The sequence below is a fragment of the Microbacterium sp. Bi121 genome, assembly GCF_918698005.1.
In the GTDB taxonomy this organism is placed as follows: Bacteria; Actinomycetota; Actinomycetes; order Actinomycetales; family Microbacteriaceae; genus Microbacterium.
This window is the reverse complement of sequence record NZ_CAKKLJ010000002.1, coordinates 256,822-277,937: the sequence shown is the minus strand read 5'-3', so window position 1 is coordinate 277,937 and position 21,116 is coordinate 256,822. Positions and strand designations below refer to the sequence as shown.

General features: G+C 69.0%; 11 protein-coding genes and 1 tRNA gene. 4 read left to right on the top strand and 8 right to left on the bottom strand.

What is annotated here, in order from left to right; translation table 11 throughout:
• Positions 1-12: 12 nt before the first annotated feature.
• Positions 13-1,494, bottom strand: a complete 1,482-nt coding sequence (locus LQZ87_RS03995) for a trypsin-like peptidase domain-containing protein (RefSeq protein ID WP_230102161.1) — start codon at positions 1,492-1,494, stop codon at positions 13-15.
• 97 nt (positions 1,495-1,591) lie between these two features.
• Here LQZ87_RS03995 and LQZ87_RS03990 point away from each other — a divergent pair, with 97 nt between their 5' ends.
• Positions 1,592-2,794: an aminotransferase class I/II-fold pyridoxal phosphate-dependent enzyme gene (locus tag LQZ87_RS03990; RefSeq protein ID WP_230102160.1), complete on the top strand. Its 1,203-nt coding sequence runs from the start codon at positions 1,592-1,594 to the stop codon at positions 2,792-2,794.
• 163 nt (positions 2,795-2,957) lie between these two features.
• Here the strand turns inward: LQZ87_RS03990 and LQZ87_RS03985 are convergent, their stop codons facing one another.
• Entirely contained in the window at positions 2,958-3,749 is a 792-nt protein-coding gene (locus tag LQZ87_RS03985) for a carbon-nitrogen hydrolase family protein (protein WP_230102159.1), read from the bottom strand.
• Positions 3,750-3,819: 70 nt separating this feature from the next.
• Here LQZ87_RS03985 and LQZ87_RS03980 point away from each other — a divergent pair.
• Positions 3,820-3,893, top strand: a tRNA-Met gene (locus LQZ87_RS03980).
• Positions 3,894-4,056: 163 nt separating this feature from the next.
• Here the strand turns inward: LQZ87_RS03980 and LQZ87_RS03975 are convergent.
• Positions 4,057-6,987, bottom strand: a complete 2,931-nt coding sequence (locus tag LQZ87_RS03975; protein WP_230102158.1) for a UPF0182 family protein — start codon at positions 6,985-6,987, stop codon at positions 4,057-4,059.
• Between the two features lie 40 nt (positions 6,988-7,027).
• Positions 7,028-8,122, bottom strand: coding sequence for a S16 family serine protease (locus tag LQZ87_RS03970; RefSeq protein WP_230102157.1), 1,095 nt, complete (start codon positions 8,120-8,122; stop codon positions 7,028-7,030).
• A gap of 117 nt (positions 8,123-8,239) precedes the next feature.
• Between LQZ87_RS03970 and LQZ87_RS03965 the strand changes: the two genes are divergently transcribed.
• Positions 8,240-9,631 (top strand): zinc-dependent metalloprotease, encoded by a 1,392-nt coding sequence (locus tag LQZ87_RS03965; protein ID WP_230102156.1) that lies wholly within the window; start codon positions 8,240-8,242, stop codon positions 9,629-9,631.
• A gap of 814 nt (positions 9,632-10,445) precedes the next feature.
• Here LQZ87_RS03965 and LQZ87_RS03960 read toward each other — a convergent pair.
• Both LQZ87_RS03960 and nudC read right to left on the bottom strand, forming a co-directional pair.
• Positions 10,446-12,167 carry an ATP-dependent helicase gene (locus LQZ87_RS03960; protein WP_230102155.1) on the bottom strand — a complete coding sequence of 574 codons (1,722 nt, stop codon included), beginning with the start codon at positions 12,165-12,167 and terminating at the stop codon, positions 10,446-10,448.
• Positions 12,164-13,048 carry an NAD(+) diphosphatase gene (gene nudC / locus LQZ87_RS03955; RefSeq protein ID WP_230102154.1) on the bottom strand — a complete coding sequence of 295 codons (885 nt, stop codon included), beginning with the start codon at positions 13,046-13,048 and terminating at the stop codon, positions 12,164-12,166. Before nudC ends, LQZ87_RS03960 begins: the two co-directional genes overlap by 4 nt.
• Positions 13,049-13,113: 65 nt before the next feature.
• Here nudC and LQZ87_RS03950 point away from each other — a divergent pair, with 65 nt between their 5' ends.
• Positions 13,114-14,433 (top strand): phosphotransferase, encoded by a 1,320-nt coding sequence (locus tag LQZ87_RS03950; protein WP_230102153.1) that lies wholly within the window; start codon positions 13,114-13,116, stop codon positions 14,431-14,433.
• On the opposite strand, the gene LQZ87_RS03945 is transcribed toward LQZ87_RS03950, so the two are convergent.
• Together LQZ87_RS03945 and LQZ87_RS03940 are read right to left on the bottom strand one after the other, a co-directional pair.
• Positions 14,379-17,834 carry an ATP-dependent DNA helicase gene (locus tag LQZ87_RS03945; protein ID WP_230102152.1) on the bottom strand — a complete coding sequence of 1,152 codons (3,456 nt, stop codon included), beginning with the start codon at positions 17,832-17,834 and terminating at the stop codon, positions 14,379-14,381. The two genes, LQZ87_RS03950 and LQZ87_RS03945, sit on opposite strands and share 55 nt — an antisense overlap.
• The gene (locus tag LQZ87_RS03940; RefSeq protein WP_230102151.1) at positions 17,831-21,103 is read right to left on the bottom strand and encodes an ATP-dependent DNA helicase; all 3,273 of its coding nucleotides are present in this window, start codon (positions 21,101-21,103) and stop codon (positions 17,831-17,833) included. Before LQZ87_RS03940 ends, LQZ87_RS03945 begins: the two co-directional genes overlap by 4 nt.
• Positions 21,104-21,116: the final 13 nt, after the last annotated feature.

Here is a 21,116-nt window from a genome sequence, read left to right as displayed (position 1 = left end):
AACGGTCTCGGCTCAGAGATCGAGCTCGCCGAGGGTGACATCCACCTCGAAGGTCTTGCCCTCGCGGACGTAGGTCACGGTCGCGTCGCTGCCCGCGGCGGCCGCCCGCACCTGAGCGGTGAGGTCGGTCGCTCCAGAGATCGGCAGCCCGTTGAACTTCGTGACGATATCGCCCTTCTTCAGGCCGGCATCGGCCGCAGGGCCTCCCGGGGTCGGGTCGACGATCACGGCACCGGCGACATCCGCGCTCGAGACCGACGTGGCGTCCTGCACCGTCGCACCGAGCAGCCCGTGCGTGGCCGCGCCGCTCTCGATGATCTCCTCGGAGACGCGCTTGGCGATGTTCGAGGGGATCGAGAATCCGACGCCGATCGACCCGGACTCCTCCGAACTCCCCGCGGTCGCGATCGCGACGTTGATGCCGATGAGCTTGCCCTCGCTGTCGACCAGTGCGCCACCGGAGTTGCCGGGGTTGATCGCTGCGTCCGTCTGGATCACCGAGATCGAGATCGACGAGTTCGGGTTCTGCTGCTGAGTGCCTGGGAGGTCGAACTGGAACGGACTGCCGCCCTGATCCCCCTGGTCGCCCTGGTCATCCTGCGAGTCCTGAGTGGAGTCCGGCACGGCCGAGGAGGCGATCTGGATGCTGCGGTTCAGCGCGCTGACGATTCCGGTGGTCACTGAGTTCGACAAGCCCAGAGGCGCACCGATGGCGACCGCTGTGGAACCGACATTAAGCTTGGACGAGTCTCCGAACTCGATCGGCGCGAGGTCACTCGCACCCTCGAGCTTGATCACCGCGAGGTCGTAGATCGGATCGGTGCCGACGACCTTGGCGTTGTAGAGGTGGCCGTCGGAGGTCGTCACGCGGATCGTCGGGTCGGCCTCGGCGCCGCCGAGGGTCACGACGTGCGTGTTCGTGAGTACGTAGCCGTCATCGCTGAGAACCACGCCGGAGCCGCTGCCTGATTCGCTGCTGCCGGCGACCTGGATGGTCACGACGGACGGGAGGACCTCGGTGGCGATCGCCGTGGTCTCGTTCACGGAGCCGGGATTGTTGACGGTGATCGTGTCCGGGCCGGTTGCAGTCGATCCGACGGGCTGCGACCACAGGGTGCTGCCGAGGTAGCTGGTGCCGAGTCCTGCTGCGCCGCCGACGAGGGACGCAGCGACGATGAGCGCCGCGACCTTGCCTGCGCCGAAGGACTTCTTGTCCCTGGGCTTGGTCGCGACGGGCGTCACGGGTGCTGTCTGGTCTTGGCCGATTCCCTCGGGTCCCTGCGGCGGGATGCCGAAGGACGAACCGTTCGCGGTGTTCGCCGCCGGTGCGGTGAAATGCGCGACAGGAGCGGTGAACTGCTCGGTCGGTGCCGTCTGCTGCGAGGCGTGCGACGTGAACGCGGCCGGCATGTCGTGGCCCGAACCGGTGCCGCCCTGGGGCTGTGAAGTCTGCTCGGGAACCGAGTTCTCTTCGGGGGTGTTGTTGTCGTTCATGTCTGCTCCTTCATCGACGCCATCTCAGATTGCCGCCTGTTGCTGTGCGTTCGATATGGGCGAGGTGAGTGCGGCCTATGGCCTTAGCCTGGTTTGCATGAGTGCTATTCCCGGCGCCTGGCGGCGCACTGCAGCCGGAGCGGGCCTGCTCTCCCCCGACGGCGTTGTCGCGCCCACCATCTTCGCAGAGATGTCGGCGGCCGCGGTCCGAACCGGGGCGATCAACCTCGGCCAGGGTTTCCCCGACGAGGACGGCCCGGCTGAGGTTCTCGAGGCTGCGCGCGAAGCGATCGCGCGGGGCGTGAACCAGTACCCGCCAGGTCGTGGCAATCCCGAGTTGCTCACGGCGATCAGCGAGCATCAGCGCCGTTTCTACGGGCTCGAGGTGGACCCGGCGACAGAGATCATCGTCACTGCCGGCGCGACCGAGGCGCTGACGGCGACGCTGCTCGCACTCATCGATTCACCGGACGACGAGGTCGTCGTCTTCGAGCCGTACTACGACTCTTATGCGGCGGCCGTCGCCCTCGCCGGAGCGCGGCTGCGGACGGTTCCGCTGCGGCTGCCGGAATTCCAACCGGATCTCGAGGTGCTCGCCGCATCTGTCACCGATCGAACCCGGATCATCCTCGTCAACGACCCGCACAATCCGACCGGAGTGGTCTTCACGCCGGCGGTGCAGGCCGAGATCGTCCGGCTCGCCGACGCGCACGACGCGGTCATCGTCACCGACGAGGTCTACGAGCACCTGACGTTCTCCGGCTCTCATGTGCCGCTGGCGACGCTCCCTGGCGCAGCGGAACGGACGCTGACGATCTCCTCGGCCGGCAAGACCTTCTCGACGACCGGATGGAAGATCGGCTGGGTGCACGGCCCCGCCGACCTCATCACGGCAGTGCTGACCGTCAAGCAGTACCTGACATATGTGAACGGGTCACCGTTCCAGCCGGCGATCGCGGTCGGTCTGGGGATGCCGGATTCATTCTTCACGGATGCCGCGGACGCCCTGCGACGCAAGCATGCGATTCTCGGCGATGGCCTGCGCGCAGCCGGCTTCGACGTCATCCCGCCCCAGGGCGGGTACTTCACGGTCGCCGACGCCACGTCCTTGGGCGGGGTGGATGCCGCGGCGTTCTGCCGTTCGCTACCAGAGCAGGCGGGTGTCGTCGCGATTCCCCTGAGCGCGTTCGTGAGCCCCGAGCACCAGGGCGATTTCGCTGGGCTCATGCGGTTCGCGGCCTGCAAGCGCGTCGACGTGCTCGAGGAGGCCGCGTCGCGGCTCGCCGCGGCCACGTTCTGAGGTCGAGGCTTCGGCTCGTCGTTGCCCTCCTCGCTCAGCCCGTTTCGTCTCGCTTCGCTCGCTCAGCGACCCGATGCTGCTCCCCGGCGAGTCGTTGATCGGAGGAGGCGCAGCCTCCGAAGACGAAACGCGTTGAGCGAGCCGCAGGCGAGTCGAGACGGCGTCAGCGCGGGACGACTGCGTAACGACGCAGTCGCAGCACGGGGTTCACCTCGCGCACTCGAGCGATGGCACCGGCCGTGATCTCCGCGACGGCGATGCCCTCCCCTGTCCCGACGCCGGCGAGGACGACGCCCTGCGGGTCGATGACCTGCGAGTGGCCGACGCCGATCGGTCCTGGGTGGTCGGCGGCGACGACGTACACGGTGTTCTCGATCGCGCGGGCTGCGAGCAGGGTCGTCCAGTGCTGCTCCTTGAGCGGGCCGCGCACCCACTCGGCCGGAACGACGATCACGTCGGCCCCGGCGTCGACGAGCGTGCGGGCGACCTCGGGGAAGCGCAGGTCGTAGCAGGTCATCATGGCGAACCGCAGTCCTTCGATCTCGAGGGTCTGCGGCTCGTCGATCGCGCCGGCCTCGATCCAGTCGGACTCTGTCTGCCCGAACGCATCGTAGAGATGCTGTTTGCGGTACACAGCGCGCAGCCCTGTGGCATCCACGGCGACGAGGGCGTTGCGCACCTTCTCGCCGGCATCCTCGACGAGCCCCGCGACGATCGTGACGTCGTGAGCGGATGCCGTCTCCTGCAGCGCCCGCACGAACGCGCCCTCCAGCGGCTCGGCGTTCTCGGCGAGGGTGGAGTCCATGGGGTCGACGAAGTAGCTGGAGTACTCCGGGAAGACCACCAGGTGCGCCCCTCGGCGCGCGGCTTCCGCTGTCAGATCCGCGATGCGCGCACGATTGTCCGCACGCGAGGCGGTCGGGCTGAACTGGCAGACGGCGACGATCGTGGACATGCCCCCATCCTCGCGCATCCCGGCCGGTGGCATCCCGCACTCCGAACGCGTGCTAAGCTATAAGACGTGCCGCGGGGTGGAGCAGTTCGGTAGCTCGCCGGGCTCATAACCCGGAGGTCGCAGGTTCAAATCCTGTCCCCGCAACGAGAATGCGACACACGAAAGGCCCCTGATCAGGAGAAATCCGATCAGGGGCCTTTCGCTTTGCGCGCACGCAAGCGGCCCGCATCCGTGTCGCAGAAATGGCGGGTCGCGCACGCGCGAACCCGCCATTTCCCAGACATTCCGCCGGCTGGACCGGCTCCGATCACTCCCCGGCTGCGGCCTCCAGCGCCAGCAGCTCGGTGACGGCATCCGTCAGGCGCTTGTCCGCCTCGGCGAACGCCGTGAGATCGCCGTCCTTCAGAGCCGCCTCGCGGTCGGCCAGCGCCTGCTGAGCCGCGTTGAGCGCCGTCTGGTAGGCGTCCGCGTCGGTTCCGGTACCCGGAGTCTCCGTTCCCGGGTCCGTGCCGCCCTCATCCGGGGGCGTCGTCTCACCAGGAGTCGGTTCCACCTCTTCATCGCCGCCGGTGGCACCGGAGTCTCCGCCGAAGATCGTGTCGAGCGCCGCGGTGAGCGTGTCCTCGAAGGCGACGTTGTCGCCGAAGGTCACGAGCACCTTCTGCAGCAACGGCAGCTGCGTGCCGCCGGCATCGGACGACTGAACGTACACGGGCTGGACGTACAGCAGACCGCCGCCGACCGGGAGGGTCAGCAGGTTGCCGTACTTCACCTCGGACTCGCCCTGCTGCAGCAGGTTGAGCTCTCGCACGACGTTCGGGTCGGAGTTGAACGTGTTCTGCACCTGACCGGGGCCGGGCACCGTCGTATCCGCGTCGATCTCGAGCAGACTCAGCTTTCCGTAGCCTTCGGACTTCTCACCGGCGGTGGATCCGGCATCCGAATCCACGGCCAGGTAGCCCATCAGGACGTTGCGACTCGTCGTACCCTGCGCCGAGGCGGGGATGAACGTCGAGAACATCGAGAATCGCGGCGAATCCTGACCGGGCATCTGCATCGACAGGTAGTACGGCGGCTGCAGCGACGTCGGGTCGCGCGGGTCGTCCGGCGTCTGCCAGCGGTTGTCCTGCTGAGCGAAGGATCCTGCCGTGTCGACGTGGTAGACGCCGAGGATCTGGCGCTGCACCTTGAAGAGGTCGGTCGGGTACCGGACGTGACTCATCAGATCGGCGGACATCTCGCTGATCGGTTCGACGGTCGTCGGGTAGACGTTCTCCCACGCCTTGAGGATCGGGTCCTCGTCGTCCCAGGCGTACAGCGTCACCGAACCGTCATAGGCGTTCACCGTGGCCTTGACGGAGTTGCGGATGTAGTTGATGTTGTCGAGCGCGAAGCTCGGCGCCGGTGTGTTCGAATCGGTGATCGCATCCGGCAGGTTCACACCGGTGGAGTACGGGTACGTCGCACTGGTCGTGTACCCGTCCACGACCCACACGATCTCGCCGTCGACGACGCTCGGGTACGGGTCGCTGTCGAGCGTCAGGTACGGCGCGACCTTCTGCACGCGCTCGACCGGGTCGCGGTCGTAGAGTATCTGCGATTCGTCGTTCACGAGGTCGGAGAACAGGATCTCCGCCTCCTGGAACTTCAGGGCGTACAGCAGCTTGTTGAACGTGTTGCCGATCGCCGGGCCGCCGTCACCGTCGAACGTGTTCTTCGTCTCGTTGGCACCGTCCTCACCGCGCGGGTAGTCGATCTCGACGGGGTCGGTGCCCTCCGGGGCTCCGACGATCGAGTACGGCGGCGAGGTCTCGCCGAAGTACACCCGCGGCTCGAACTTCTCGGCGTCGGTGAGGAAGCCGGACGACGGGATGCCGCGCTCGAGGAACACCGGCTCGCCCTCGCTGCTGCGCTGGTTGCCGGCGGCGACGACCAGGCCGTAGCCGTGCGTGTACACCGCTGTGCGGTTGTTCCAGTTGTTGCTGTCGCCGAGGCGATTCACGTCGAGTTCACGGACCGCGACAACGGTGTCCTGCGTCTCTCCATCGATCTCGTACCGGTCGACGTCGAGCGTGTCCTGGAACTGGTAGTAACCGCGGAACTGCTCGAGCTGCTGCACGGTGGGGCTGATTATGCTCGGATCGAGGATGCGGATGGATGCCGTGGTCTCGGCGTCATCGCGCAGCTGACCGGCCTCGGCCGTGGTCTCCGCCTTGAACGGCGTGACCTCGAGGTCGTCGATGCCGTACGCCTCTTTGGTGCCGTCGATGTTGCGCTGGTAGTACTCGGCCTGGAAGCTGTTCTGGTTCGGGCGCACCTGGAAGGTGGTCACCACCCAGGGGTAGCCGATGCCGACGACCAGGGCAGCGACGATGAGCAGCGCGGTCGCCGCCAGCGGGAAGCGCCAGCGGCCGATCACGGCGGTCACGAAGAACAGCACCGCGACGAGCGCGGCGAGGATCGCGAGGATCGCAAGGCCGGGGATGGTCGCGTTCGCACCGGTGTAGGCCGCACCGGTGATGCGGTCTTCCTCGGTGACGAGGGTCTTGAAGCGGTCGAGCCAGAGGCTGGCCGCCTGCACCAGCAGGTAGAGACCGGCCAGAACCGCGAGCTGGATCCGGGCCGGCTTGGAGATGCGAAGCTCGCCCTGGCCGATGCGCACCGAGCCGTACAGGTACGAGACGAGGGCGGTGACGATGAGGGAGAGCAGGAGGACGGCCGACACGAACGCGAGGACGATCGAGTAGAAGGGCATCGCGAACAGGTAGAAGCCGGTGTCCATGCCGAACTGCGGGTCGGCGACGCCAGTGGAACCGCCGCTGAACCACAGCCAGACCGTCTCCCAGTTGCCGGCTGCGGCGAAGCCCGCGAAGATGCCGAAGAAGATCGGCATGCCCCACATGGCCAGGCGGCGCAGCGGCTCGATGACCTCCTGGTAGCGGTCGAGCTGCGAGCTCAGCCGCACGTACACCGGGCGCAGCCGATAGGCCAGCTGGATGACGACGAACAACGGTGCGGCCATGCTGAGGAAACCAATGACGAACATCACTGCCGCCGCGAGCCACTGCGTGGTGAGCACTCGCTGGAATCCGAGCTGATCGAACCACAGGAAGTCCGTGTACAGCGAGGCGAAGACGAAGAAGGCCGCGACCAGCGCGGCGATGATCACCAGCGAGATCGTGAGGATCCGTCGGGAGGTTCGGGGCGTGGCCGGATTCGGCGCTGAGGTCGTGGTCACCTGACCATCCTATGTGCGCTCCCTATGTGCGGGCCGCGTGTCAGGAGACGTCGGCAGCGCACTTCGGCAGATCGCCGACGTCGCCTCCGTCGGCGATCACCTCGATGGCGTCGATCGACTGCTCCAGCGTCGCGGTGCTGATGACAGTGAGGCCGTCGGGCACATGACCCACGACCTCGTCGCAATTGGACGCCGGCGCGAGGAAGTAGTCCGCTCCGGCATCGCGCGCTCCGTAGAGCTTCTGACGGATGCCGCCGATCGGCCCGACCGCACCGGTGGCGTCGATCGTGCCGGTGCCGGCGATGTCGTTGCCTCCGGTCAGCTCCCCCGGGGTCAGTTCGTCGACGATGCCGAGGGCGAACATCATGCCTGCGCTCGGTCCGCCGACGTTGTCGAGCTGGATGTGGACGTCGAACGGGAAGTCGTACTCCGTGCTCAGTGTGATTCCCACCAGCCAGGTGTCGACCCCGTTCACCTGTTCGAGCTCGGGGGTGACGTCGATGCCCATCTGCTGATCGCCGCCCCGCCGCACGGTCAGCTCGACGGCATCCCCCTCGGAATCCTGGATCGCCGCCCGCAATGCGGCGGCGCTCGTGACGTCGACGCCGTCGACCTTCTCGACGATGTCGCCCTCCTCGAGCAGCCCGTCGGCCGGTGAGTCGTCGATGGTCGAGACGACCGTCACCTCGGCGCCGGTGTCGTAGCCCAATTCGTGCAGGGCAGCGGCCGTCGCCTCGTGCTGCGAGTCGACCATGAGGTCGGCGTTGCGCTCGTCGCGCTCCTCGGTGGTGACACCCTCAGGGAATACCGAGTCGAGGGGCACCACGGCGCGTGAGGAATCCATCCAGGCGAGGGCGAGCTCGAACCACGACGGCGTGCGCTCGCGGTTGCCGACGACCTGCACGGTCGTGAGATTGAGGCTGCCACCCGTCTCGTACGTGTCCGCACCGTCGATCGCGATCAGCGGCACCTGCTCGCCGTCCGTGCTGGCGGCGCTGCCGAGTGTGTCGTACACGGGTCCTGGTCGCTGGATCACGTAGGGGGTGGGCAGGAAGGTGAGCACGACCAGCGCGACGAGCGCGACGATGAGCGCCCAGACTCCGAGCCCGATGCGGGCAGGGCGGGTTCGTGTCACGGTTATCCTCCGTCGTTCGCGACCGGCGTACAGCGATCTGCTCGCGTCGGGGGTGCGTGCAGAAACCTGCAACTAGCGTAGATGGCACGGCTAGCGACGTGCTGAGAGGCGACCGACATGGCAGACAACGATCCGAACCCGGAAGACTTCCAGGAGTTCCTGCGAAGGATGATGTCCGGCGAGGGCCCCGGTGACTTCGACCTGAGCGCGCTGCAGAACGCGTTCGGCGGGGCTGAGGGACTCCAGATCGACCCGGCGATGATGGCCGCGCTGTCGCAGCAGCTGCAGAACGCCTTCAGCGGCGACCCGTGGGAGAACACGCTGCGCCAGGCGCTGCACATCGCCAATCGCGAGGGCCAGGGAATCACCGACGGCTCGCGGCACTCGCTCGTCGACGCGTTCGCACTGGCGAACCTGTGGCTCGGCGAGGCGACCACGATCTCGGAGCTGTCCGCGAGCCCGCGTCCGATGACCCGCGGCGAGTGGGTCGAGAAGACGCTTCCGGTGTGGAAGGAGATCGCCGGCCCCGTCTCGACGAGCATCGCCGACGCCCTCACCAGCGCCCTGGACACGCAGGTTCCCGATGACATGCGGGGCGCGATCCAGGGGGCGGGCAAGCTCATGCGCGGCCTCGGCTCCTCAGTCTTCGCCGCTCAGTTCGGGCAGGTGCTCGGCAATCTCTCACTCGAGGCTGTCTCCGGCGGCGACGTCGGCATTCCCGTCCTGCCACCGGGCACGGCGGCCGTCATCCCGCAGAACATCACCGCGTTCGGCGAGGGCCTCGAGATCCCCGAAGACCAGATCACGCTCTACCTCGCGACCCGCGAACTCGCGTACGCCCGGCTGTACCGCCACGCGAAGTGGCTGCACCTTCAGGTCATGTCGCAGATCACGGACTTCGCCAGGGGCGTGACGGTCGACGTCGACGCGCTCGAGGACGTGGCGAGCAGGCTGGACCCGTCCAACCCCGAGGAGCTGCGTGCGGCGATCGAGGGCGGGGCGCTGCTGCCGGCGCAGACGGAGGCGCAGCGCGAGGCGCTCGCCCGTCTCGAGAACATCATCGCCATGATCGACGGCTGGGTCGACGTCGTCACCAGTGAAGCGACCTCACGCCTCCCCGACGGCGCTCGACTCGCCGAGGCCGCACGTCGTCGTCGCGCCGTCGGCGGACCCGCCGAGGATGCTCTGGGCGCCCTGGTCGGACTGAAGCTGCGTCCGCGTCGCATGCGCGAGGCCGCCGCGATGTGGCGCAAGGTGACGGATGCCGTCGGCATCGCGGCGCGTGACTCGCTGTGGGACTACCCCGATCTGCTGCCGACAGCCGCCGACATCGATGACCCGACAGGACTCATCGAGCGGCTCCAGGCCCGTGCCCGCGGCGAGGCGCCTGCCGCCGACGAGTTCGACGAGGCGCTCGCCCGCCTGCTCGACGGCGACGACTTCTCCGGCGATGGCGACGAGAACACCGAAGAGGACGACGACTCCGGCGAGGGCGAGAAGCCGGTCTGATCCGCCCAGCGCAACTCGTTCTGCACCACTCGGCGATCCGCCGAAGTTGTGCACGGATCGTCGATCGGCGCTCCACCGACGCCCCCGGCTGAGCAGAATCGGGGCATGTCTCCGACGACACCGACCACCGTGACCAGGATCGATCCGGCCCAGCCGCTGCTGTGGCGCGACGCCGACACGATCCAGTTCGGCCTTGACGGCACGCTCAGGGTTCCGCTGACGGCACCCTGGATCGAGCCGCTCCTCCAGAGGATGCGATCGGGGTTCCGGCGCTCGGCGTTCGATGTCATCGCGCACGGCATCGGCGCGCCACGCGAAGACGCACGGGCACTGCTGGCTGCACTAGAACCGATTCTCATCACCGACCGTCCGCCTCTCCCCTGCGTCTGGATCGAGAGCATCGACATCGACGATTCCCGCGTCGATGCACGCATGGAGCTCGCCCTGTGCGACGAGGGGTTCGGGACAGCACCCCGAGGCGCCGCTGGCTCCGTGGGTATCGTGCTCGTGCAGGGCGCGGCATCCGCCCATCGGCTCGGCAGCTATCTGCGCGACGACCTCACGCACGTGCCGGTCGCCTTCGAACCGGGAGCCACCGTCGTCGGCCCCCTGATCGTCCCGGGTCGCACGCCGTGCCTGTCCTGCCGCGACGCGCACGAGCGCGACCGCGATCCGGCCTGGCCGGGCATGCATGCGCAGCTCATAGGCGCGAACTGCGGACAGATCACCACCACTCGCACTGCAGAGGCAGCAGGTCTCATCGCCCGACTGCTCGGCGACGCCGATGTCGCCAAGCGCAGGAAGTCCGTGCGGATCAGCCCCGACGGACGCCGCGTGTGGCGCGAGGCGACGTTTCACGAAGAATGCCGGTGCCACGACCAGTCGTTCCGATCTCCTGAAGGAACCGCGACGGACGACGCTCCCCTCGGCCCGCCGAATGCGACCATGTCAGCTCCAGCGTTCGCGCGGCGCGCGTGATACCCACGTAGGCGAGCCTGCGTTCCTCGTCTATCGCGTCGAAGCTCGTCGCGTACGAAATGGGAAGCGCACCCTCCGCGCATCCGGCGAGGATGACGTGCGGCCACTCGAGTCCCTTCGCCGCGTGCAGCGTCGACAGCGTCACCATCTGCATGGTGGGCTCGTGCTGGTCCTTCGCGCGAGCCATGAGCGTGTCGCTGAAGGATCGCAGGGTGGTGTCGTCCGGGGCTTCCTCGGCGAGTCGGAGGATGGCCCGTCTCGCCTCCCATCCGTCGCGCTGCGCTCCGCCCGCTGTCGGGGGCTCATCCGTAAGCCCCATCTCACGCAGCACCCGCCGTACGTTCGGCAGGAAGCCGCGCTCGGTGGGCGCGACCGAGGCGCCGCGCAGAGCGAGAACGGCCTGACGGACCTCTGGCATGTCGAAGAATCGTTTGCCGCCGAGGACCGTCGCGGCGATACCTGCGCCGGCGAGCGCCTGCTGGATCGCGGCGGACTGCGCGTGGGCGCGGTACAGCACCGCGATCTCCGACGACGCCGCTCCGGACTTGATGCGGGCCGCCACGGATGCGGCGATCCCCGCCGCCTCCTCCGTCTCGCTGTCGAACGCCGTGAGCGTCGGCGGTTCGGCTGTCGGTGCCTCGCGCGCTGCGACGAGCTCGAGCGCGCCGGGCCGCCCCTTCATGAGTGCGTTGGCTGCTGCGAGGATCGGCGGCTGCGACCGGTAGTTCGTCTCCAGCCGCACGATCGTGGCATCAGGGAACCGCCGGCCGAACTCCAGCAGGTAGCGCTGGTCGGCGCCGGCGAACGAGTAGATCGTCTGGCTGGCATCGCCGACGACGCAGAGGTCTCTGCGCTCACCGAGCCAGAGCTCGAGCAGCCGGTTCTGCAGCGGCGACACGTCCTGGTACTCGTCCACGGTGAAGTGGCGGTACTGCTCGTGCACGGATGCCGCCACTCGGGGCTCGGCCTCCAGCATCCCGGCGCAGGCGAGCAGGACGTCCTCGAAGTCGAGCTGACGCCGGTCGTCCTTGAGCACCTCGTAACCGCGCTGGAGGTCGGCGAGCTGCTCGGTGCCGACCCTGCCGACCGACTTGCCGAGCGCTGCGTGCTGGTCGATCGACATCATCGAGACCTTGCGCCATTCGATCTCGCTCGCGACGTCACGGAGAGTCGCGGTGTCGAGCCGCAGACGCAGCTGCTCCGCGGCCTGGCCGAGCACGCGCACCTTGTTGTCGATGATCGAGGGCGCGGGAGAGCCGGCGAGAGTCGGCCAGAAGAAGTTCAGCTGCGCGAGGGCCGCGGCGTGGAAGGTGCGTGCCGCGACACCTTCGATCCCGAGCGCGCGCAACCGCCCCCTGAGCTCACCGGCGGCTTTCGCCGTGAATGTCACCGCCATGACACGGCTCGGCGAATAGGCGCCGGTGTCGACGCCGTGCGCGATCCGGTGGGTGATGACGCGCGTCTTTCCGGTACCGGCGCCGGCGAGCACCGCAACCGGCCCACGCAGCACGGATGCTGCTTCCCGCTGGCGTTCGTCGAGTGCGTCGAGCGCACTCACGCGCGCTCCTCGCACCAGTCGAGGATGAGTGATCTGGCGATGGATGCCGGACCAGGCAGCCCGACGGGGCCATCGCCCCTCAGGGCGCTGCGGATCTCGTCGCGGGTGAACCAGCGGACGTCGATGATCTCCTCGCCGTCCGGACGGGCGCGTCGCTGATCGGATGCCGTGGCCCGGAAGCCGATCATCAGCGACCGAGGGTACGGCCATGCCTGCGAGGAGATGTAGCGGACCTCGTCGAGCAGGACACCCGCCTCCTCCTGGATCTCGCGGTGCACCGTCGTCTCGAGCGACTCCCCTGCTTCGACGAATCCCGCGAAGCACGAGTACATCCGCCCCCGCCAGTTCGCGTTCGCGCCCAGAAGCAGCCGTTCCCCATCGGCGCTCTCGACCGCGACGATCACCGCGGGGTCCGTCCGCGGGAAGATGTCGTGTTCGCATCTCTCGCAGCGGCGCGACCACCCGCCCTGACCGAGAACCGTCTCGGCGCCGCACGCCTGACAGAAGCGCGCCTCGCGAAGCCAGGAGGCGAGGGCGACCGCTGTGACCAGGAGATCGGTGCCCTCGGCATCCAGCACTCCGCCGCTGTCGCGGACGCCGAGCCAGGTCTCGGCCGGTGCGGAATCGATCGACTCGGCTTCCGGGCCCTCGGCGGCCAGCAGCAGCGGGGTTCCGTCGCTGCGGCGGCCGAGGAGCGTCCATACAGCGTCGTCGTCGACGTCGGCCGGGGTGACGGCGACGAGCGCGCCGTCCTCGACACGGGCGCGACCGTCTCGGACGACGATGACGCGGGCGTCGGCTGATGACCGCAGTGCGTCGATGATGCCCGGCTCGTCGCGGAGGTGTCCCGCTCGATCGAACTGAGCGCTCTGGACGGTCATCGACTCCCTCTCTCACAGGCGTGGCGTAGGCGGAACCGCGCCCGACCAGACCTAATCTTGGGGTCATGGCACGGTCTCCCTTTACTCTAGCGGCGGCGGTCACAGCCGCACTGCCCGGGGCGGAGGTCGTGGGCGCACGATCGCTCACCGCCGACGGTGACGGACGCTTCGACTCCGCCGTCGCCACTCTCGCCGATGGACGCGAACTCGCTATCCGGGTCGCCGAGGACGATGAGACATCGCGCGAGCTCGCAGCCGAGGCACTGGCGCTGCGCGCGCTCACCGCCGGCGCTCGCGCGATGCTGCCTTTCGCCGTGCCCGAGTACGTCGGCGAGACCCGCCTCGCAGAGGGCCGCGCGCTGGTCGCGGAGCTGCTGCCCGGTTTCCAGATCGAGGCGCACCACGTACCCCGAGGCCGTGGTGCCGCGACCTCGATGGGCGCATCGATCGCCGCCGTCCATTCCCTCCCCGCTTCGGTGGTCCGCAGCGCTGGGCTCACCGCACGGAGCGCCGAGGAGGCGCGCGACGAGATCCGTCAGCTCGTCGATCGTGCTGCAGCCACCGGCCGGGTGCCGGCCCGCCTGACCGTGCGGTGGCGCGAAGCCGTCGAGGACGACGACCTGTGGCGCTTCGAATCCGCCGTGACACTGGGCGGCACGAAGGCGACGTCGTTCCTGTTCGACGACGACCCTGACCGCGGGCCCGAGGTCATCGGCGTCCTCGACTGGAACGGTTTGTCGCTCGGCGACCCCGCAGTCGATCTCGCCTGGCTGTCGTCCGCACCGGACGCCGCAGGCGACGTGCACGCCGCATACGCCGAGGCGTCCGACCGCGCACCGGATGCGGCGCTGGCCGTGCGGGCGCGGATGCTGGCAGAACTCGAGTTCGCACGCTGGCTGGTGCACGGCGATGTGCTGCGCCGTCCGGACATCGTCGACGATGCTGCGGCCCTTCTCGAAGCCCTCGCCGACGGACTGCGCGAGAACGACCTGTCCGTCATCGCAGCGCGAGGCGAGGGCGTCGACTCGGCGCTCGATGCGCTCGACCGTGTGCCCGAGACAGCAGCCCCGAGCATCAACACCTCGATGCAGACCGATGCATACAACCCGAGCGATCTGATGCCCGAAGAACTCCACGACCTCGAGGAGGCGCCGGTGGGTGACGCCACGGAGGACCTCAGCGAGGTCGCCGCCGCCTGGGACGACGGATCAGGGGACGGTGCCGGGCCATCGACGGGCTCAGGGACCGACGCGGCTGAAGCGTCTTCGCTCGCTGGGCCCGTCGACGGGCCGGAGAACGACGGCGAAGAGCACGACCCAGCCGACGAGGCTCAGCGGGCCGCGCGAGCGGCACTCCACCGCTGGACCAACTCCTCCTCGGAGTAGACCCGGTCGCCGCGGATGATCAGGTCGTCTGCGACGTAGTACAGCGCCACGTCGATCTCCTCGAGCGGAACACCGAAGCGGCGGTGATAGGCGAGTCGGTACAGAGCGAGCTGCAGCATCCGCTCCTCCCGCTCAGCGGCCGTGCGGGGCGCTCGTCCGGTCTTCCAATCGACGATCTCGATGCGCCCGCCGCGGTCCTCACGGCGATAGACCGCGTCGAGCTTGCAGATCACGATGTGCTCCGGGTGGCCGGCGACCGAGCCGGTACCCCCGAATGCGAAGTCGATCTCGATCTCCACCGCGATCGGACGAAGCGGGGCCCACTCGCTGCGCTCGAAGATGTCACGAAGCGACTGCAGGTCAGCGTCGTCCGCTGCCGACACGCTCCCCTGTTCCGGCTGTTCGTCATCGCTCTCCCACAGCGCGGCGTCGACGCTGGGACCGGCGCCGACGAGACCCGATCGGTGCTCGACCCAGGCGTGGAAGAGCGTCCCGAGCCTCGTCTGCCGGTACGGGCGCTCCGGCATCGGACGCGACAGCTCGCGCACCGTGCTGTCGAAATCGGTCACGTAGTCCTTGAACTTGGATGCCGGCACACGTGTCGGCGGTTCGGCGATGACTCCCCGCTGCCGCTCGGCACGCTCGGCGAGCAGACGCTCGAGGTGCGGCGACGCGGAGGTCGGCTCGCCCTCGAGCGCGGTTCTCACGAACGCGGCGGCAGCCTCGACCTTCGCACGGCGCGCCCCCAAGGGGTCGAGCGGCCACACGGTGGTCTTGCCCTCGCCCTCGTACGGGTTGTCCTCGGCGTCCACCTCTCCGATCACGTCCGCATCGAGGACGGTCATCGCCTCGAGCAGATACGGCCCGGCCTCACGCGGCTTCTTCTGCCCGGCCCAGTGCGCGCCGGTCAGCAGCAGGTCGGTGCGCGCGCGGGTGACGGCGACGTACGCCAGGCGACGCTCCTCCTGCTGCTGATACCCGCGGTACGCGTCCTTGAACATCGTGATAGCACCAGGAGCCGTCTTGCTCTTGCTGGTGAGCGACGCGACGCCGGCCTTCAAGCGCTTGGCCGGATCCGGTTCATCATCGAGCGGAGCACTCCACGAGAACCTCGGCAGTGCGTCGCTGTCGCCGCGCAACGCGAAGGGCAGCACGCCGAATCCGAACCAGCCCGACGTGTCCGTCGGCCTGGACGGCAGTTCGCCGTCGACCATGCGCACCACTGCCACGGCATCCCATTCGAGGCCCTTGGATCCGTGGATCGTCAGGAGCTGCACGACACCGGGCTCCGGTGGCTCGGGGCGTGGCATGAGTTCATCGGTGCTCTCGGCCTTGTCGAGCCACGCGAGGAGGCTGCCGATGGTGCCGCGCTCGTCAGCGGCGAGGAATGTGCGCACCTCATCGGTGAACGCGCGCAGCTGGGTCGATGCGACGCGCGCAGGACCCCGGGTCTCATTGGCTGCCAGCTCGATGTCCAGCCGCAGCTCGACCTCGATGAGGCGGATGAGCTCAGGGATCGGCTGCGCGGACGCGCGCCGAAGCCTTTCGAGCATCTCCCCCGCCGCGCGGATGCGTTCGCGCCCCTCTGGAGTGATCTTCTCGATGAGCCGGTAGTCGTCACGGAGTCCCCGGACGACATCGACCGCGTCCACGATCGACACGGCCTCGTCCGCCCCGCGGGAAGCGCGGATGCGGGCGCGGAGCTCATCGGGCAGGGGCAGCAGCCCGCTGTCGCGCCGAGCGAGCTCGCCGGCGAGATCGTAGAGGGCGCCCATGTCGGCGACGCCGACGGCGAACCGTGGCCCGACGAGCAGTCGGATCAGCGCTGACCCGGCGTTCGGATCGTGGACCACCCGCAGCATCGAGACCAGGTCGACCACCTCCGGCGTCGCGAGCAGCCCGCCCAGCCCCAGGATGCGGTGCGGGATGTCACGGGCGGCGAGCGCCTCGGCGAAGGTCTGCATGTGACGCTTCGAGCGGAACAGGATCGCCCCGGTGTGCGGCTTCGCCGTCCCCAGCGGAGCACGACCGTCATGCTCTGCACGACGCTCGGCGAACCAGTCGGCGACCTCGGCTGCCTCGTCGTGGACGGTCAGCGGATAGCGGACCTCGACGTTGCCGGCGCCGGCGCCCGGTCGCGGCTCGAGCGGCGGGACGTCCAGGCCCGGCCGCTGCAACGGCTCGAGAACGCGGTTCGCGATGCCGAGGATCGCGCTGTCGTTGCGCCAGCTCGTCATCAGGCTGTAGCTGTGCGAAGGCTGCTCGGCGGCGAACGTCCGTGCGAACGCGTACAGGTTGTCGGCGCTGGCCCCGCGCCACCCGTAGATGGACTGGTGCGGGTCGCCGACGGCCATAACGGCCGAGTCCCGGAAGACGGCGGAGAGGAACCGGGTCTGGATTACCGAGGTGTCCTGATACTCGTCGAGGAGGACCACCCTGTGCTGCTCTCGTAGGGCGTCACGCACGTCGGGCGACGATTCGACGATGTCGAAGGCACCGCTGACCTGATCGGCGAAGTCGAGCACGCCCCTGCGCTGCTTCTCGGAGATGTACTCGCGAACGAGAGAGGCGAGCGTGGGAAGGGCGAGCAGGTTGTCCGCTGCCTTCTGGACCTCGCCGTTGCTGCGATACGGCTCGAACGCGGCCGCATGTTCGAGAGCGATCCGCTCCGCACGCTCGAGGTCGGCGCGGTGATCGAGTGACTCCCCTGCCAGACGCTGCACGGCGTCGACGACGGTGGCGACGGACAGCTCGATGTCCTCCAACTGCGGCAGGTCGGCGCGCAGCACGACCTCGCGCGCCAGCATCCACGACGCTGCCTGGCTCAGCATCGCGACATCAGGGTCACGACCGATTCTGGCGGCGTGCTCGCGCACGATCGAATCGGCGAAGGCGTTGTAGGTCGACACCCGAGGGCGGATCAGCATCTCCTCAGCGGTGCGCGGCGTCGCGGCATCCCAGCCCGTTTCATAACGCGCCGCCAGCTCGTCCAGCACGTGTGCTCGCACGGCGGATCGGTTCGCGGCGTCGGCGGCGTCGACGCGCGCCAGCGCACCGGATGCGACGATGGCGGGGACGTGCGGGAGCAGGCCGCGGCGTCCGAACTCGTCGATCACGGCGAGGCGGGCGCCGATGCGCTCGGCCAGTTCGCCTGCTGCCTTGCGCGTGAAGGTCAGGCCGAGGATCTCATCCCGGCGAACGTGACCGTTCGCGACCAGCCAGACGACCCGTCCCGACATCGTCTCCGTCTTGCCGCTCCCAGCGCCGGCCACGACGAGCGCCGGTGTCGGGGGAGCCTCGATCACGCGCTGCTGAGCGTGCGTAGGCGGCGGCTGACCGAGAGCGGCAGCCACCTCCAGCGCGGACAGCCCAGGGCCGGTGTCACCCCAGACGGCGCTCATGCGCTCACCGAGGGAACCGTGTGGATGCGACAGGGCTGAACACGCCACTGCACATCGGCGCAGTGGGCCTCGACATGGGCCGTGAAACTGCCGGCGGACATGCCTCGAGCGGCGTCGGCGAGCCGATTCAGGAAGCGCGTGCGCAGCTCGCCCTCGAGCGTGTGCTGATGGGCGACCCGATACTCGCTGCCTGACAGGGTCTTCGAGACGATGAGCAGTCGTGCACCCGTGAGAGCGGCGGGGTCAGCGCCCTCGATGAGCCCCTGCTCCACAGCGATCTGGTAGGCGGCGAGCTGTGCGTGCTCCTCGACCTTGCCGTCGGATTCCGGCTCGTACTTGCCCGTCTTCAGATCCACCACGACGACGCATTCCCCGTCGGAGCCCTCACCCATCGGCGCAGCCCCGCGGCCGCGTGCGACCATGTGCTCCCCCGCACCGCTCGGGTATGCCTCGACGCGGTCGATGAAGCCGTGCACGACGGCGCGCGACGGCCCGCCCGCGTCTTCGCCGATGTGCACCGCCGGCGTCGCCGCCGAGCCCGCGTCGCCCACCTCGACCGCGAAGCGGAACTCCACCTCGCTCGCGAGCACCCGGCCTCCGTCGCGCGCGACCTCTCCGAGGTACGAGCTCAGCCGATCGACGTACAGATCGGCCCTGCGGTGCTCCTTGCGACTGATCCACTCGGTCTCGAAGTCCAGCTCTCCCCAGTGCTCGGCGACGATCGCGCGCATGACGTCGAGATCTCCGTCCGGCACCTTCTCCATCGCCTCATGGATGATCGTGCCGATACCAGCAGACGGGGGCAGCACCGTGTCACCGCCCAGGGCGGAGATCGCCCAGTGCAGCTCGCACTCCTCGAAGGACTCCATCCGCGACGGCGACACCCGCGCGGCTTCGACGGCCAGATCGTTCAGCGGCGCCAGCGTCGACGGCGCGGCCGTGCCGTACCACTCGGTGGGATCGGCGCCGGGGACGCCCTCCCTCGCGAGCACAGCGAGCTGGCCGGCGGCTTCAGCACGCGAGGCAGGATCGGGCGAGCTCGTGAGCGTGCGTCGATGACGTGCGACCAGACCGCGCAGCGTCAGGGGATGCTCGGCGGCCGGATGGTCGGATGCCGGGGGCGGTTCGGGGAGGAACATGAAGAACGGGCTGGCGCTGGAGTCGTCGTCATCGACCGCTGTCATGAGGATGCGCGAACGCGCACGCGACACCGCACGCACGAACAGGCGCAGCTCGTCATGCAGCGCGTCGCGGCGACGGTCGAGCACACCGGGATTTCCTGCTGGGCTCCCCGTGCGGGCAGAGACCACGGCATCGGCCAGCCGCCAGGTCTCGAGCAGTCCGCCGCGCAGGCGCGTGTTGGGCCACACGCCGTCCTGGACACCCGCGACGACGACGACCTCGAACTGGGTGCCGAGAGCGGTGGCCGGTGTCAGCAGGGTGACGAGGCCCGGCCGATCGGGCGTCGAGAGCGAGTCCTCTGGCACCTCGCTGTCGAGGATGTCGCGAACGAACGTCTCCGGATCCTCGTTCGGCGTGCGCTCGACGAATCGCTTGGCGGCGTCGAACAGCGCCACCAGAGCGTCGAGGTTGCGTGCGATCTCCGCGCCGCCAGGCTGCCCTGCGGCCTCCTGCCAATGCCGGGCGAGCTTCGAGCCGTCGAGAGCGCGGGCAGCGTCCCAGACGCGCCAGAGCAGCTCATGAATAGTCTCGTGCGCCTCGGCGGCAGCAGCCGTCTCGGCGAGGGTGGTGGCGAATCGCGCCGCGGTGCGTGCCTCCGGCGCGTCGACGAAGGTGAAGTGCGCGGGGAACTCCAGCGCCTGACGCAGCAGCTCGGAAGCCGGCGTGGCGCCCCCGTCGGCGAGCTCGACATGCCGCAGACGAGCCCGCAGGCGCCGGAGCCCGACGGCGTCCAGCCCGCCGAAGGGCGAGCGCAGCGCTTCGACGAGGTCTTCCGGAGTGCGTTCGGATGCCGGCTGCAGCGCGAGACGCACGATGCCGACGAGGTCGCGCACTACGCCCTCGCTGCCCAGCGGCCGCTGCACGCCGGCCGCCCTTGTCGGCACCTCCCGCGCGGCCAGCTCGGTCTCGAGCGTCGACACCTGACGGGTGTCGTGCGCGATCACGGCCATGTCGCTCCACGGGATGCCATGGCTGAGGTGCCAGTCACGAAGGGTGCCTGCGATGCGGTCGACCTCCTCATACGGCGAGGACGCCAGATACGCCTGCACCGGCTCATCGGAGGTGCGCACCGGGTCTGGCGTCTGCGGCGCCGGCCGAGGCGGACGCCGATGCTCGACGCGACCGGCGACGCCGATGGCCTGCGTGACCTTTCTGGTCAGGTCGGTGAGCGCAGGGCGCTGCCGATGCGCGCCGTCGAGCACGTGCACGTCGCCGAGCAGACTGGACAGCTCGTGGAACAGTTGCGGGCTCGCCCCGCGGAACGCACCGGATGAGATGTCGGGATCGCCGAACGCCGTCACCGAGATGCCGCGATCACGCAGCGCACGAATGAGCGCGATGCCGCCGCGAGTCACCTCCTGCGCGTCGTCGATCAGCACGACGCGCAGTGCCGCGAGCGGACCGAGAGCGGCCGGTTCGGCGTCGCGCAGGATCGCCGACGCCTCGCTCAGCAGATCGGCCGCGTCGCGGTACGCCGTGCGCATGCCGGCGAGCACCGTGCGGTACTCGTCGATGAACGTCCCGGCGGCCGCCCAGACAGGATTGTCCGAACGCTGCAGGTCGCCGGGCAGCACCTCGAGCTCCGTGCATTCGGCGAGGAAGGCGCGCAGCTCGGATCGGAAGTCCTTCGAGGCGCGCACGCTCGCCGACAGCGTCGCCGGCCAACGGCTGAGCATCCCGGCGGCCTCATCGTCGGCGTCTCCGGCCAGCAGGTCGGCGATGATGCGATCCTGGTCGGCCCCGGTGAGCAGGGCGGGGGGCTCGGAGCCTGCGTGCACCATCGCGCCGCGGACGAGCTGGAAGGCGAACGACCCCAGCGACCGAGCGAGCGGCCCCGGCGTCGCCTGGCCGATGCGCACGCCGATCCGATCGCGGAGGGTCGTCGCTGCCTGTCGGCTCGGCGTGAGGACGAGCACTTCCTGCGGCGCGAGCGCGTGGTGACTCAGAAGAGCCACGACACGGTCGATGAGCGTGTGCGTCTTGCCTGTTCCCGGCGCGCCGATGACGACGCCGGATGCCGTGACAGGTGCGTCCACGACCGCCTGCTGCCCGGCATCCGCCGTCACTCGGGCAGCGGCATCGGTCATGGCATCCACGCTA

Excerpts from the sequence above, each read along its gene's own strand:
- LQZ87_RS03995 (WP_230102161.1), bottom strand. The coding sequence starts at position 1,494 with ATGAACGACAACAACACCCCCGAAGAGAACTCGGTTCCCGAGCAGACT.
- LQZ87_RS03990 (WP_230102160.1), top strand. The coding sequence starts at position 1,592 with ATGAGTGCTATTCCCGGCGCCTGGCGGCGCACTGCAGCCGGAGCGGGC.
- LQZ87_RS03985 (WP_230102159.1), bottom strand. The coding sequence starts at position 3,749 with ATGTCCACGATCGTCGCCGTCTGCCAGTTCAGCCCGACCGCCTCGCGT.
- LQZ87_RS03965 (WP_230102156.1), top strand. The coding sequence starts at position 8,240 with ATGGCAGACAACGATCCGAACCCGGAAGACTTCCAGGAGTTCCTGCGA.
- nudC (WP_230102154.1), bottom strand. The coding sequence starts at position 13,048 with ATGACCGTCCAGAGCGCTCAGTTCGATCGAGCGGGACACCTCCGCGAC.
- LQZ87_RS03950 (WP_230102153.1), top strand. The coding sequence starts at position 13,114 with ATGGCACGGTCTCCCTTTACTCTAGCGGCGGCGGTCACAGCCGCACTG.
- LQZ87_RS03945 (WP_230102152.1), bottom strand. The coding sequence starts at position 17,834 with ATGAGCGCCGTCTGGGGTGACACCGGCCCTGGGCTGTCCGCGCTGGAG.
- LQZ87_RS03940 (WP_230102151.1), bottom strand. The coding sequence starts at position 21,103 with ATGACCGATGCCGCTGCCCGAGTGACGGCGGATGCCGGGCAGCAGGCG.